This window comes from Hyphomicrobium sp., assembly GCF_041674905.1.
Taxonomy (GTDB): Bacteria; Pseudomonadota; Alphaproteobacteria; order Rhizobiales; family Hyphomicrobiaceae; genus Hyphomicrobium_B.
Genome location: NZ_JBAYUV010000045.1, coordinates 13,989 through 27,640, shown reverse-complemented (window position 1 = coordinate 27,640; position 13,652 = coordinate 13,989). Strand labels below are relative to the sequence as shown.

The 13,652-nt window shown below is 59.7% G+C and carries 15 protein-coding genes; 4 read left to right on the top strand and 11 right to left on the bottom strand.

Translation table 11 applies throughout. The annotated features are described in order from the left end of the window. The 4 genes from WC026_RS15215 to WC026_RS15200 all read right to left on the bottom strand — a co-directional run. The coding region (locus WC026_RS15215; RefSeq protein WP_372711858.1) for a cytochrome c at positions 1-569 on the bottom strand (569 nt) is incomplete at its 3' end. Positions 570-809: 240 nt separating this feature from the next. Further along, positions 810-1,367 carry a GNAT family N-acetyltransferase gene (locus WC026_RS15210; RefSeq protein ID WP_372711857.1) on the bottom strand — a complete coding sequence of 186 codons (558 nt, stop codon included), beginning with the start codon at positions 1,365-1,367 and terminating at the stop codon, positions 810-812. Next, positions 1,364-2,521, bottom strand: coding sequence for a DegT/DnrJ/EryC1/StrS family aminotransferase (locus WC026_RS15205; protein WP_372711856.1), 1,158 nt, complete (start codon positions 2,519-2,521; stop codon positions 1,364-1,366). Before WC026_RS15205 ends, WC026_RS15210 begins: the two co-directional genes overlap by 4 nt. A 162-nt stretch (positions 2,522-2,683) precedes the next feature. Next, positions 2,684-3,184, bottom strand: coding sequence for a hypothetical protein (locus WC026_RS15200; protein ID WP_372711855.1), 501 nt, complete (start codon positions 3,182-3,184; stop codon positions 2,684-2,686). A gap of 559 nt (positions 3,185-3,743) precedes the next feature. Here WC026_RS15200 and WC026_RS15195 point away from each other — a divergent pair. Beyond that, a complete protein-coding gene (locus WC026_RS15195) occupies positions 3,744-3,962 on the top strand; it encodes a hypothetical protein (RefSeq protein ID WP_372711854.1) in 219 nt (72 codons plus the stop codon). 75 nt (positions 3,963-4,037) lie between these two features. Then, the gene (locus WC026_RS15190) at positions 4,038-4,370 is read left to right on the top strand and encodes a hypothetical protein (RefSeq protein WP_372711853.1); all 333 of its coding nucleotides are present in this window, start codon (positions 4,038-4,040) and stop codon (positions 4,368-4,370) included. 64 nt (positions 4,371-4,434) lie between these two features. Here WC026_RS15190 and WC026_RS15185 read toward each other — a convergent pair whose 3' ends face one another. Next, positions 4,435-5,304, bottom strand: coding sequence for a hypothetical protein (locus tag WC026_RS15185; protein ID WP_372711852.1), 870 nt, complete (start codon positions 5,302-5,304; stop codon positions 4,435-4,437). Between the two features lie 129 nt (positions 5,305-5,433). Then, entirely contained in the window at positions 5,434-6,786 is a 1,353-nt protein-coding gene (locus tag WC026_RS15180; protein ID WP_372711851.1) for a hypothetical protein, read from the bottom strand. Between the two features lie 393 nt (positions 6,787-7,179). On the opposite strand from WC026_RS15180, the gene WC026_RS15175 reads away from it, so the two are divergent. Then, positions 7,180-7,827, top strand: a complete 648-nt coding sequence (locus WC026_RS15175) for a hypothetical protein (protein WP_372711850.1) — start codon at positions 7,180-7,182, stop codon at positions 7,825-7,827. Between the two features lie 61 nt (positions 7,828-7,888). Here WC026_RS15175 and WC026_RS15170 read toward each other — a convergent pair whose 3' ends face one another. After that, positions 7,889-8,830 (bottom strand): RlpA-like double-psi beta-barrel domain-containing protein, encoded by a 942-nt coding sequence (locus WC026_RS15170; RefSeq protein ID WP_372711849.1) that lies wholly within the window; start codon positions 8,828-8,830, stop codon positions 7,889-7,891. A gap of 362 nt (positions 8,831-9,192) precedes the next feature. Between WC026_RS15170 and WC026_RS15165 the strand changes: the two genes are divergently transcribed. Further along, entirely contained in the window at positions 9,193-9,594 is a 402-nt protein-coding gene (locus WC026_RS15165) for a rhodanese-like domain-containing protein (RefSeq protein WP_372711848.1), read from the top strand. A gap of 27 nt (positions 9,595-9,621) precedes the next feature. Here WC026_RS15165 and WC026_RS15160 read toward each other — a convergent pair whose 3' ends face one another. Genes WC026_RS15160 through WC026_RS15145 form a run of 4 tightly spaced genes read right to left on the bottom strand, consistent with a single transcriptional unit; the run spans position 9,622 to position 13,607 of the window. Beyond that, complete coding sequence (locus tag WC026_RS15160; RefSeq protein ID WP_372711847.1) at positions 9,622-10,422, bottom strand: ABC transporter ATP-binding protein; 801 nt, start codon at positions 10,420-10,422, stop codon at positions 9,622-9,624. Between the two features lie 27 nt (positions 10,423-10,449). Further along, on the bottom strand, positions 10,450-11,469 hold the full coding sequence (locus WC026_RS15155; protein ID WP_372711846.1) for a FecCD family ABC transporter permease: 1,020 nt from the start codon (positions 11,467-11,469) through the stop codon (positions 10,450-10,452). Next, positions 11,466-12,509, bottom strand: a complete 1,044-nt coding sequence (locus tag WC026_RS15150; RefSeq protein WP_372711845.1) for an LLM class flavin-dependent oxidoreductase — start codon at positions 12,507-12,509, stop codon at positions 11,466-11,468. The genes WC026_RS15155 and WC026_RS15150 overlap by 4 nt, the downstream gene beginning before the upstream one ends. A gap of 51 nt (positions 12,510-12,560) precedes the next feature. Then, positions 12,561-13,607 carry an ABC transporter substrate-binding protein gene (locus WC026_RS15145; protein ID WP_372711844.1) on the bottom strand — a complete coding sequence of 349 codons (1,047 nt, stop codon included), beginning with the start codon at positions 13,605-13,607 and terminating at the stop codon, positions 12,561-12,563. Between the last annotated feature and the right edge of the window lie 45 nt (positions 13,608-13,652).

Below are 13,652 nucleotides of genomic sequence, written 5' to 3'. Positions count from 1 at the left end.
GCCAGAGATTTGATGTCCGCCTCATCGATGGATTTCATCAAGGCGACCATGCCCGGATAGGTCGTGCGGTCGCCTTTGTGAAAGTCGGTCATCGTCTTGAGCAGATATTCGTCCTGCTGTCCGGCGAGACGCGGCCTGACGCTATCACCCTGATAATGCTCCTGGTGACATCCTCGGCAATTCAACTGATTGAGCACAGCGCGTGCTTTCGCCTTCACGTCGTCGGCGGCGGCTGGCTGTTGCAAATCCGGCCATGGCAATTTCGCGAAATGCGTCGCAAGCGCTTCCATGTCGGTCTGACTGAGAGGCTCGACGATCGAATCCATCTGGTCGTTCTTGCGGTGTCCGACTTTGAACATGCGAAGCTGGTTCAGAAGGTAATAGCGGGTCTGACCCCAAATGTTCGGGATGGTCTTGTCGATCGGAACACCCTTCTCGCCGTGACAGCCGGCGCAAACCGTTGCGAGTTCGTCAATCGATTGGGCGGATGCGGACGTAGGTTGCGAAACGGCGATGCAGCCGACGGCCAGAATGCCGATAAGAAACTCGCTCGCGGTGAGTCTATTCATCGATGCCTCCTGAATAACCGCAAGGAAGGCGCAGCCTGAAGCAACGTCACCAAGCGGCATTGAAATGCGGACAGCTTGATTGGCTTGATCGTGGGATAGGAAATTACCGAGTGCTTGCATTTTCCATCTTCTGCCAATGATAAACGGCAGTCAAAAGAAATGCCGGTCGTTCCGCATATGCGAACGTCCAAGGTCGAAGCTGGCGCTGCAGTGCGGTTAAGGCAGCGAGATCGGGCCGCGTCAGACTTTGCTTGGCGGTATGATGAACTCTGGCCGAAGCTGCATTTTAATCGGCTCTTCCTCGGCGCTCGCGCAAGGCCGAAATCCAACCGCGTGGTTGATGCGAAGCGCGGCGCTATTACCTGATTTTACTTCGCTTTCCAGAGTTTCGATGCCCAACCCCGCGAATGCTGTCCGGCACGCGCGGAAGAGCGCGGCATATCCGAGGCCGCCGCCTCTCCCCTCCGCAATGATCAGGCGGCCAACCGACGCGCGCTTCGCTTCGGGATCGATGTGATAGATCGCGATGGTGCCGACCGGCTTCCTGTCGGCCGCGCGCCGGACGATGAACATCACGTCAGCCGGATTTTCGAGATACGCGCGATACCATGCCTGTTGCTGCGCCGCTTCGATCAACCGGCCGTCATTAAACCAGATCCGGATGTCATCGCGGTTGCGCCATGCCCGCATCATTTCGAGATCCTCGGCGGCGATCGGCGTGAGAAGAACGGCCTCGTCGACAAGAAGCTCCGCTGGGATGATCGGCTTCATCATGATCTCGACGTCCGGCCGTCTCAAAGCGCGGGCTCAAGCGTTTCTGCCGAGCACTCGCAAACGGCCTCGATGACACGGGCGACATCGTCATCGGAAAGCTGCGGATGCAGCGGCAGCGACAGCACGTGCTGGGATAGCTCGGCGGCACGCGGACACGCGGCGTGCTGGTCTTGGAACATCGGATAGTCGAGATTGTTGCGGTAGTGGACGCCGGTGTTAACGCCCCGCGCGTTCAAATTCGCGATCAGCTTTTCGCGATCGTCGACGATGATCTGATAAAGATGGCGCGACGAGACGCATCCGGGCGCCGTCGGCACGGTTTTGATTGCGGGATGCCCGGCGAAGCCCTTGTCGTAGAGATCACCGATCGCGCGGCGGCGCGCATTGTGCGCGTCGAGATGAGGCAATTGCGCCAGCGCGATAGCGGCCATGATCGAGTTGCCGTGATACTTGTAGCCAACGGACTCGACCTCGTACTGCCACTTGTAGGCTGACGCGTCGGCGGCCCGCGCATAGGTGTCCTTGTTGATGCCGAGCCAGCTCTTTCTGCGTGCCAGCGCATCGAGTTCCTCGTCTGTAAAGCAGATCATGCCGGCATCGGCTGTCGGCAAATTTTTGACCGCCTGAAACGAATAGACGGTCACATCCCCACGGGGCGTTTCACCGTCACGTTTCGTTCCCGCCAGTCTCGTGCCCGCCATGTGCGCGGCGTCGAGCACGAGGATCAACTTGCGCCGCTGGCAAATCTCCATAATCCGCCCGAGCGGGCCCGTATTGCCTCCGAGCCCCACGAAAACGATGGCACGCGTGCGCGGCGTGATCTTACGCTCGACGTCATCAGGATCGAGACACAAAAAATCATCGACGTCGACAAAGACCGGCTTCAGGTTTGCATGCAGGATTGCGTGATTGGTCGACACGAACGTGATCGGCGTGGTGAGAACCTCATCGCCGTCCACCCATCCACGCTGTTCTTTGTAGATATCGAGCGCGAGATGCAGACCGCTCGTCGCGGAATTGAGAAAATGAGCATGTGGGAGGCCGGTATAAGTCTTCCATGCCTCCTCGAACGCAATGGTTTTGAAACCGGCGCCGGTCCATCCTTTTTCCAGACACTCGCGGATCTCGCCGAGACAAGCCTCGACATCGAACGTCGGGACGAACAGTTGGATAGCCATAAATGCAGCCCTCTTACCCCCTGCGAGCCGGCACCGGCTCGCGACGATCAGCGTGGCTGCATGTGACCGTGCCAAGGACTGCGCAACGTGCTCGCTGGCGCGCAATATCCAATGATTCGAGGTCGGCGGTCATTGATTGACCGCCGTTCACGCGGATGCCGGCTAGGCAGGTCGGGCCGAGGTCGCGGAGCGGGCCAGATTCCATGCCCACAGCAAGATCATCAATGCGCCAAACGCGACGAGGTCGACTTCAAAGACGCGCCCGACGACATCGGCAGACAGCGTCGCCTCGGAGCCCTCCAGCGGATAGCCGGTGACGAACAGGGCCATCTGGTAAATCGCGAACGCGGCAACGAAGGCGAGCGGAACCGTCAGCACCGGCGATCGGCCTTGCAGACGCTCGACCACCACATGCGCGACGAAAAATGCGATCAGCGCAGAAACGCCCATCGCCGCTCCCCACGCAAACGTATCGACCGTCTGCGGATAATGCAGAAGTCCAAACCCGACGATTTGATTCGAGAGCCAAGCGGTGCCGACAAGCGCCAGGCCCGTCGTTCGGCCCCTCGTAAGGGCGGCGAATGCGGCGATCGCTGCCAATGGCGCCGCGCAGGCAAACGCCAAGCTGCCGATGACGCTGAGGGCCGAAACCAGAATGATCATGACAATCGTGCTTCCGGAAAAGCGAGTTAAACTGTCATGCATGGGCATTCCTTTCAATCGTCAGGCCGAAACCGCAGCGGCGCTGTCGTCTTTCTACGGCGCTGATCATAACAAAACAAGGGCGACCAATGGCTTGGCGTGCCGGTCATGAATCGGAATTTGCTGTTGCCATCGATGTTCCCGGCACGTTAAGTCGAACGATCGAGGCGCGAGACGAGCAAATTACGCGACGCGCGCCTTGGTGACTAAACGTTTGGAATGGGACTGCAGGCAGTCAATGCCTTGCTCCTAGCGGAATGCGCGACCGGATCGCGCCGCGAGGTACCCGATATGCACGATGATCTAGACTCCTTTCATCACAAATCCCGGAAACCGTACGCCCGCTGCAAAGCGCGCTGTCCGGGTCTCCTTTTAGCGACCGGCGTCGATCGCGACGGGGCATGGCTGTCACGGCCGCTGTAAATGCCCGGCAGGCCAAAAACCTCGAAAGCAACGCACAATGAATTGAAACGTGCACGTCCGGAGCGGGCTGCACGATCGTTCGGCAAAAGGATGGGACATGTCAGATCGCGGACCGCTCGAAGATGAGACGCAGGTCTTTTCCGGCATCATCAAGGTATGGCGAAGCGACTACGGGGAGTTGCTGACCGACAGCGGGGTGACCGTTCCCCTGGTGACGAGTGGTTACCGGCCCGTACCGCTCGGAGCGCGCGTGACGCTCGTGGCCCGCAAATATAAACCGCTTTTCCAAATCGAGCGGTTCGTCGACGGCTCCTGACTTCCCGAACGCAACGAGACCTGTAAGTGTTGAGCGTCTGAGACCGGTTCCCATAGGGAACGTCAAGGGAAAATCATGAGAGCGCTCGTCTGCATCCTGATGGTGACTTCCGCCACGGTCATTGTTCAACACGCCGCTGCCGCGGGTAACGCCGTCGAAACGATCTGCACCAACCCCAAGGATGATCCCCCCGGCCCGGACACGACGGTCGCGTGCTATTCGGATGCTGGCTGCGCGATCGCCAAGTCTTTTGGAGCAGAGCCCATCCGTGACTACGACGTTGGCAGCGCGCCGTTCGCCCTGGCGCGCTGCAAGATCAGCGCCATCATCGCGACGTCCAAGGAACTGATCAAAACCGCGCAAGCCAACGGCGCAAAATGTCAGCCCGCGAGTAACGCGAAGAAATAGACGTCAACTTTCATCCCGAGCGCTCGTCACGCCGCTGAAACGATGCGGCAATCCTTTGCTCGATTCAGCGAACGACGTCCGTGACGACGTGCGCCCCGATCAGCTCTTTCTGATTGGGATACCAGGCGCTGGTCGTCGGCGTCGCAAAGACCCGCTCGATGAAGGCGTCCGGAATCTCGGCGGCTTGATACAGCGCGCGGATTTTATTGGTACCCGCGCCGATTGAGTTTGCGCTTTCTCCGCCGACCGCATGAAAGCCGAGCTTGGCGCCTCTGCGCATGGTGCGAGGATTGCCGCCGAGGAACGCGAGCGTGCAGGCGCTCGCACACATCTCGTCGGCATATGTTCCAAGACCACGCGATTTGATTTCATCATGCAACCGCGTGCCGACGCCGACATGCCCTCCGGGACTGTTCAAAAGGACGGTCTGAATTTCGGGGTTCGCCGCGAGCGCACGAGACACCTCGCCGAGAACGCCCCACGACAGATAACCCTTGATCTCAAGAGTGTTATCATCGACCGAAACGGTGTGACCCTGAAGCCCGACCCAATCCTGATCCGTCGCGTCCCGATAGAGCGAAATCATGCCGGACGGAAAAGGAATAAGCAGAAGCAGTCCTGCCGCGCCGATGATGGCCGAGACCGCACGCGCAAACCATCGCGTCGCACCCCGCCTGCCAGGGTTTTTCTCAGCGGTACTTGCCCGCCACATGCCGACGAACTGCCAGATCGCGACGACACCGATGAGCAGGAAGCCCGTGCCCCCTTGAACCATCCGCGAGACGGGCGTGTCCTGCAGAGACCACTGTGTCACCCAGAACGTCACGACAATGTAGACGAGCAGCGGAAGAACGATCGTCCAAGCGAGAAAGCTGGCCCAGAAGGTGCAATCACCGCGCCAATTCCGAACGATGAAATTCGACAACGTGTCCACCTTCGATTGCGGCGCGCTTTTCCGGGCTCGCCAATGTCCGCACTTTGGACCGTGTTATGGCCTAGCGAGAATTCTCAGCTCAAAAAAGCTCGATCAAGGATTAATTTCGCAGGCGCTTGTCTCGCGAATTCATACCGGCCTTCCTGCTGACTGCTGGTTCGCGACGCCCTTCCTTGCCCACGCCTCGACGAGATGGTCGGCGACGGCTGCGATCACGCCGTCGTCTCGCATGTAGGCGTTATGATAGAGCGCATCGCTCAGCCTCTTCCACATCGTGTCCGCATCGGTAATGCCGCCTTCCGCGCCTTCCGCCGCAACAATGCTGTCGTAAAGCTTTTGCGCCGCGACGAACACCGCCGCGTCATCAACGCCGCCGAAGCTCAGCGCGTCGATACGCTGTTCCTTCGCTTCGCTGAGATAGGGTGGAAGACGGCGGATGCCTGTCAGCTTGAAGCGGCCGTCGTCACCGAACGCTGCGCCGAGAACGCCGCCGTGGATCGCCGAACTGAGAACCTTGGCATAGAGCCAGCCGCCGCCTGCTCGCGCCAGCCCCGCAATGAGCAGAAAGACAGCTCCATAAACGAGCGGCACCAGCAGGAGGAACGTGAAGTCCGCCGCCATGCCGAGGCCAAATTCGCCGCCGGAAATCTTGTCGATGATCGGTTGCAGGAAATACCCGCCGTAGAACAGGAACACACCCGCCGTCACGACGACGCCCGCGAGCGCTGCGAATGCCGTCAGCGCCCGCACGGCGGCTTCCGTCTTCACGTAATGCGGCGACAGCATCGCCGCTTGCTCAAGCAAGCGCATGGCCTCATCGCGCGGACTGTGGATCACCAGCCAGTCATCCGGCGACATCGAAGTCCTCAACCGGCGCACGGCGAAAAACCGATGAAAAATCTTGCGCACGCCCGCGATGAGACTCCAAAGCGAAAGAGCAAGCAGACCGCCGAACACGACGATCGTTTCGACGAGTTTATCCGTGCCGTCTCCGAGAATGGAAACCAGATACCAGATCATGATCGGCGCGACGACGGCGCCCATGACGATCTGGAACAGCGCGATGGCGAGCGGAACAGCTTTGAGACGCCGCGTAAAAAACGGCGTGCCGAACGACACGATGCCGCCACGGCGGCCAGCGCGCGCCGTCCGCGCGAGCGCTTCCTGCGTGACGTTTCCGCCGTGGCTATGGGCGACGACGGCGTGCGGCCGTCCCGTCTTATCCAGCCGACGAAGCAATCCTGACAGGTTTGCCGAACCGGTGAGCCTGTCATAGTCCGAGTTCGCCCCGGACCAATGCATGGGCACGATCTCGGCGTCCGCGATGCCCCGCTGCGCCAGTTCGCCGATAAGGCGCTCCGTGAACGGTGAGCCTTTCTGCCACCAGCGGCTACCGTTATCCTCCGATGCCGCATCGTTCGTGCCGTGCACGGTCACGATTACGGCCCCGCGTTCGGCGCGCTCCGCCCTGCTACCCGACATCAACGTCCCTCGCCTTCCCCTTATCTCGCCAGACGAACTTAGTCCGGTCCCGCGACGGCGGAAATGGGGTCAAGAGCCTGGATAGAAGACAAAATTCGTTGCGGCGGCTTCACGCCAAAGATTCCATACGCTCAAACGGGCGCTTGAGCGTTGGGCCAAAGCGAACACGCCTTTAAGAGAAAAAAAGCCTTTGCGTCTTAGTTTGCATTTCATCGAGTTTTAGGTTTGCCGAGTTGAATATCCCAGTCAGGATCACGCAGCTGATCGGGCGCCTTTGCACACCGTCGAGACCAGAAAACTGGATTGGCAGAAGTGTTGAATCGGAGAACAACGAGCGATCTTGATGGCGCCATAGTTATCCCGGAAGTAGATCGGGGCTTCGGGGACTTCATCGTGCGTAACACTTTGCGTTCTATTGCCATCGCATGTTGCATTCTCAAGGCCAACGCCGTTGCCGCAGAGCCGGTCCCTTTAAACGCCGACGCAATCAGGGCGACGCTCCCCGGATCGGTTCTCAAGCTCGACACGCCGCTCGGAATGGTGGTCCCCATCAAGTTTGACGGCGACGGCCTGATGTCGGGAGACGCAGGCCAATTGGCGTCGTATCTCGGTTCGCAAAAAGACCGAGGCCGTTATTGGCTCGCTGAAGATCGCATTTGCTACAAGTGGTTCCGCTGGTTCAGCGGCGAGCAGCATTGCCTGACGATTCAACGCGACGGGCAGCGCATACTCTGGCAGCGCGAAGACGGCGAAACCGGAACCGCGACGTTGGAGGAACGGCAAAAGGACCAGCCAGCTCCGGTAAAGGTCGCCGCTCCGACCAAGATCGTGAAGGCGCCGGTAAAAAAACAACTCGCCCAGATCCAGCCCCAAGCATTGCCGCCAGCTTTGGAGATCGGCGAGCAGGCGCTTGCCGAACCTGTCCTGGTCAGGCTTCCGACGCTTGCCGTGCGCCCCCGGAAGCAGGCCGCAGCCCTTGTCGAGGACAAGAGAATGGCGCTCGAACCCAACACGTCGGTTCACGCCAAATCATCGCAGTAAGTGGAGTGGTAGGCTCAAACTGATCCGCTGCAGGCCCTGACGCCCGCGCGACGGCAAGCCGCTATTTACTGCCGCTCGCCGCAACCTGCGACGTGCCGATAAACTTCCGCAATCCGAACCCGAAGTCGAAGGTGCTCGACGGCGCCGCGGCCATGACGTCCGTTTGCGATTCAGCTTCAGCGTCCGCAACTCGCGCGCGACGGACCGGTCGCGGCAATAATTTCAACATGACCAGCTCACGCGCCAGATACGGCGACACCGCCAGCCGAGGCTTCAAAACCAGTTCCTCCTCCGATTGCTCTTCACTGGCGGACGTCGTATCCGACGCAAGGATCTCTGTATCGGAAGCTTGCGGTTCATCGAGATCGAGCTTCTTCAATCCCGCCCCATAGGCCTCGTCGAAACTGCCGAAGCTGCCGAGATACCCCGGCACGCTTGGATAAATGCGCCGTCGCGCGTAGGTCGCCTCTTTCGCCGTCGGAGCCTTCAAGACGCTGACAACGAGATGCGCGACGCCCTCCTTTTGGAATCCAAGGCTCTCCGCTGCGGCGCGCGAGACATCGAGCTTGCGCTGTCCGCTATAAGGCCCGGCATTGGTGATACGCAGCACGGAAGCGCGCCCCGTTCTCGGATTGTAGGCGAGGATGACGGTTCCGTCAGGAAACAGCGGGCTTGCGGCGTTATCCGGAAGATCGGGACGGAAAACAGCTCCCGAACTCGTCAGCCCGCACGGATTGAGGCGGTCGCGGCTGCAGTCGTCATAGAAGGAAGCTTGCAGGTAGCCGCGCCACCCGACGAGGCTTTCCGTTTGCCTGAGGGTGCCGACTCGATGGCACCAGCCGCTGAAACAGTATTTCGCGCCCGGCGTCTTGGCGTCTACACCCGAAGAGAAAAGCAGACACGAAAGCACGATCGCGGCAAGCACTCCGGCTCGCAGCGCATGATGATCGCCATCAGCGAAGCTGTCTTGGACGGCGAAGCGCCGCCCCTTCCCCCAAAGCATCGTAGCACCTTCACGGGTACGCGGAACCTGGGCTTGCGAGAAAACAATGGCAACTCTACGAACGACAGGTGCAATTTCGGTTAAAATAATGGCTCCCAAAATAGCCTGAAGCCGCCGGTATCATCGTGCGCCGCATCAAAACCGTAGCACCTGCCAAGCTTGCGCATGACGTTCATCAAATGACTTTGCGAAATATCGACGCGCGCAAATCTCGGCAATCGCCGTGAGCGCTTCCCGCGATTAGAATGCGAAATCATACTCAACTCGGTGGTCCGGGCCGTTATGGTGTCGCAAGCACGCGTTCGTCGCCTCGACAGAGGCGTTCACGCCCACGATAAAGTATGGAATGAACGAGAGGAAACATGGGAATTACCAAAGACTGCAAGCAGCTGATCGCGGAAGCACGCGATCGCATCCGGACGCTCACCCTCGACGAGGCAAAAGCGAAGTTGAACGACCCCAACGTCACCTTCATCGACATCCGCGAAGCACATGAACGCGAAAACGACGGCGCAATTCCGTCGGCGTTTCATGCCCCGCGCGGGATGCTGGAGTTCTTGGTCGATCCGGCGAGCCAGGCCCATAACGACGTATTCAGTTCAGGCAACGAATTCGTCCTCTATTGCGCGTCCTCCGGACGATCGAGCTTGGCCACGGCCACGCTGCAAGACATGGGCCTCAGCCCCGTGGCGCATATCGAAGGCGGCTTCAAAGCATGGAAGCAAGCCGGATTGCCTATCGAACAGGTCGCAAGCAGCAAGTGAAGCTGCAAGAGACCGAATGCTAACCTGTCATTTCGGAAAAAAAGCAACGCGGCCTTCAGCGAAGGAAACACATTCGACGTCGATGCCGTAAAGCTTTCGCATGGCGCCGCTGTCCAAGACCTGTGCTGGAGGTCCGGCTTTCTCGACGCGACCGTCGACGAGCAGCGCGATGCGGCTCGACGCGTGAAACGCGAACTGCGGATCGTGGCCCGTCATCAGGATCGTATGCCCCTCTTTGGCCAAATCTTTCAGATGCCGCGCGACGATCGTTTGATAGCCGAAATCGAGATTTGCAAAAGGCTCATCCAGGATAAGCGTCGGCGCTTCTTGCGCAAGCGCCCGCGCGATGAGCGCGAGCTGACGTTCTCCGCCTGATATCTCACTATAGATTCGATCGGCGAGACGAGAAATATCGAGCTTCTCAAGAACACGCTCCACCATGTCGCGGTCCGTTCGCGACGGGCTGCTCAGCAGTCCATTTCGCGGCAAGCGGCCCATCGTCACGACATCACGAACCGTAAAAGGAAACGGCGTCATGTGAACTTGCGGCACATAGGCGACGCGCGTTGCTATCTGCCGGCTCGACAAGGATGCGAGAGGCGATCCGTCGACGAAGACCTGTCCCTGTGTCGGCGACACCAATCCCAGCAACAGCCGCAGCAGCGTGGTTTTTCCGGCGCCATTCGCTCCGAGCAGCGACACGACTTCGCCCGGCTCCAGGACGAGGCTGACGCCTTTCAGGATCTCACGCTGATCGAAGCGAAAATGAAGATCGCGGGCCTCGACGCGTCCGGCGGAAGAAACGTCCGTTTGCCTTTCGCGCTGCACGTCCATCACCTTAAAAGTCCTGAGACGTTACAGCCACGCCCTGCGCGCTCGACCGAGCACCAGGATGAATGCCGGGATGCCGAGCAGCTCCGTCACGATACCGATAGGAATTTCAGCCTGAGTTACGCCGCGGGCGAGACAGTCGGCGCAAAGAAGAAACAGCGCACCAAGAAGCGCCGAAAGCGGCAGCAACCGCGCATTCGAAGGCCCAAAGAGCAGCCGCGCGAAATTCGGAACCATCAATCCGACCCAACCGATGATGCCCGCGATAGAGACCGAGAGCGCCGAGATCAGCGTTGCGGCGACGATCACGCCGTAGCGAACAACTTTGACGGGAACACCAAGCGCACGCGCTTCATCATCACCCATCGACAACGCGTCGAGCACCCGGCCGCATAGCGTCAATCCAACGATACCGGCCAAAATCGGTACGGTCACGACAGAAATTTGCTTCATCTCAATCGCCTGCAAACTTCCCATCAGCCAATAAACGATCGCAGGTAATTGGTTGTACGGGTCCGCAGTATACTTGATGATCGACAGCAGCGCCGTGAAAAGCGCACCGCTAATGATACCGCCCAGAATGAGCGTCACCATCGTTCCCGGACCGAACAGGTTGGCAATCAGAATTCCAAGCGCGACCGCCAGCAGAGCCATCGCGAACGCCAGCAACTGAACGACGATCCAGTGGCCGGAAATCAATAAGCCGATCGCGGCGCCAAATCCCGCTCCGCCGAGTACGCCGAGGATCCCGGGCGACACAAGGGGATTGCGGAATATCGCCTGGAACGCCGTGCCGGAAATCGCAAGCGCGGCCCCGATCAGCGCAGCGGCCAGAACACGCGGCAAGCGGATCTCGACGATGATGTTATGCAGCAGCGCGTAGCGCTCCGGTGCAAGTTCGCGCAGCCCCAAGCTCGCCTGAATGAATTCGCCGATATCGCTCAACCCGAGCGGATAACGCCCGAGTGCAAGAGATAGCCCCATTGCGGCAAGCAACACCAATCCGAGAAAAAATATAGGCAGACGCGCACTATCGGCCTTCATGCCGAGAGCCGCGCAGCAAGCGCCTGCTCGACGCGCGGCCGGACCTCGCGGCCGAGAAGCGTCAGCGAGCGATCCAGAAGATCGAACGGCAAAAATCCGAAGAACGCGCTCAAGGCATTGAGGTAAGTGATGCCGAGCTCGGCATGAAGTTCAAGGAATCGTCGCGCGCAGGTCTCCGGGCTCCCGGCGATGACCATCTCGCGATAGAACACCTCGGGATCGAGATCCTCTTCCGTAACGATCCCCTTGCGATTGAACAGGCCGAAGCCCTTGAGCCGGCCGGCAAGCTTGACCACCGTCGGCCAAAGCTCCTCGATCGCGCTCGCATCCGTCTCGCTGACATAGACGAAGCGCCCGAACGGCACGCGGGTAACATCGCCGCCCGCGTCCGTGAACGCTCGCATCATGCGCCGCTGGTTCGCCATGTTCGTGATACCATGACAGATGATCGCGTGCCCCTCGCGCGCCGCCCAAGCGGCGGTCTCCTCCGTATACGTTCCGATGAAAACGGGTGGATGCGGCTTTTGAACGGGTTTCGGCTCGATGGAATGAGAATTTTCACCGAACGGCATTTTGCCGTCCTTCCAGGCCTCGAATAAAAACGCCAGCCTGGACTGAAAGCTCTCGTCGGCGGTTTTGGGATCGACGCCGTAAACTTCGAGATATCGCGGGTTGGCGCCGCGCGAGATTCCGAAATCGACACGTCCATCCGAAATGACGTCAAGCGTCGCGATTTCCTCGGCAAGCCGCACTGGATGATGAAGCGATAGCAACAGCACCGAGAAGCCGATACGCAAGCGCCGCGTCCGTGCCGCCATTGCCGACGCAAGGATGAGCGGCGAATGACAGCGCCGTCCTTCAACTTCGACGACGCTTCCCTGAAAGTGCTCCTCATTGAGCCATAGCCCTTCAAAGCCCAACGCCTCGGCCTTTTCCGCCAAGTCGAGCAAGCGGGACGATGACCTCGCCTCCAGTCCTCCCGCGCAGCCGGAAAGGCCGATGCGGAACGCCGGTGTCGCGGATCTCATGTCTTGGCGCATCGGCCCCTCACATTGTTGTGTCGGCGAAGCCGATGTGCAGCCTGGATCGCATCATTTGGATGCGCCGGCGCGGCCCGCCAGAATCGTGGCCGTATCGTCGCTGCTGAGATCAACCTTGAAGAATTTGGAATAGAAATTCCGAACCTCGTCTTCGATCACGACATCGGCAAAAAGATCGGGGTGAAAAAGTTTCGCCGCCCACATCACCGTGAGCGGCTGTTCCACTGTGCGGTTTCCCCAGACGTGGACACCCATGGGAATGGCGTAGACGCGTTTATTCTTGATGGCCGACACGTTGGCGAGCCGCGCATCACCGTAGGCATTTGCGATCTCATTCTCCGACGTGACGATGATCACTTCCGGATTCCACGCAAGGATCTGCTCAATGGAAAAGTTGAACGCCTCCCCGATCCGTCCATCATCGGTGACGCTACGGCCGCCAGCCTTGGCAATCCACCATTCGGCGATTTTATGCGGCTGCGTGAGACTTCTGTAATTGGCATATAGAACGCGCGGGCGCTGGTCGTCCCGCAAGATGTCCACACGGCTGCCGACTTTCTGCATCGTTTGATCAAAATACGTGCTGTAAGCGTCAGCCGCATCGGGCTTGCCGAAAAGCTCCCCGAGCAGGCGCATCACGGCTTTTACGTCGTCGGGCTTCTGCCATGATAAATAGAGCGCCGGAACATGCGTACGGGCGACGAGATCGACCGTCGCGCGATCCATCGTCAGGACAACGTCCGGCGCCGCCTCGATCACGCCCTCGATATTCGGGCCTTGGCCGGTTTGAATGACGGGCAGGCTCGCAAGGTTTGGCGAGACGACATACTGGAAACGCCAGCGCGGACCGCCGAGATTGGGTGGCAGGTTATTCGCGATCGATCCCGCTTCCCCGATTGCGAAGACGAAGCTGTTGAGCACGGGCACCGGCCCGATCGTACCAACCCGCGCAATCTTATCGGGGACCTCGACGGCGCGACCGGCCATGTCCGTGACGAGCCGCCCGGCGAAAGCCGGAGCAGCGACGGCCATGACTACGAGAACGAGAGTAAGCCGAAGAGCCCACAACGTGCGGATGGCTGTCCCTCGAGCGCGCATGAGTCTGATCCAGATAGTGACGGCGTTTTGCCGTCGGTCGTTGAC

Bases quoted from the DNA above. Each gene is read 5' to 3' on its own strand.
- WC026_RS15205 (WP_372711856.1), bottom strand. From the start codon at position 2,521: ATGGCTATCCAACTGTTCGTCCCGACGTTCGATGTCGAGGCTTGTCTC.
- WC026_RS15200 (WP_372711855.1), bottom strand. From the start codon at position 3,184: ATGATCATTCTGGTTTCGGCCCTCAGCGTCATCGGCAGCTTGGCGTTT.
- WC026_RS15195 (WP_372711854.1), top strand. From the start codon at position 3,744: ATGTCAGATCGCGGACCGCTCGAAGATGAGACGCAGGTCTTTTCCGGC.
- WC026_RS15190 (WP_372711853.1), top strand. From the start codon at position 4,038: ATGAGAGCGCTCGTCTGCATCCTGATGGTGACTTCCGCCACGGTCATT.
- WC026_RS15180 (WP_372711851.1), bottom strand. From the start codon at position 6,786: ATGTCGGGTAGCAGGGCGGAGCGCGCCGAACGCGGGGCCGTAATCGTG.
- WC026_RS15170 (WP_372711849.1), bottom strand. From the start codon at position 8,830: ATGCTTTGGGGGAAGGGGCGGCGCTTCGCCGTCCAAGACAGCTTCGCT.
- WC026_RS15165 (WP_372711848.1), top strand. From the start codon at position 9,193: ATGGGAATTACCAAAGACTGCAAGCAGCTGATCGCGGAAGCACGCGAT.
- WC026_RS15155 (WP_372711846.1), bottom strand. From the start codon at position 11,469: ATGAAGGCCGATAGTGCGCGTCTGCCTATATTTTTTCTCGGATTGGTG.
- WC026_RS15150 (WP_372711845.1), bottom strand. From the start codon at position 12,509: ATGCGCCAAGACATGAGATCCGCGACACCGGCGTTCCGCATCGGCCTT.
- WC026_RS15145 (WP_372711844.1), bottom strand. From the start codon at position 13,607: ATGCGCGCTCGAGGGACAGCCATCCGCACGTTGTGGGCTCTTCGGCTT.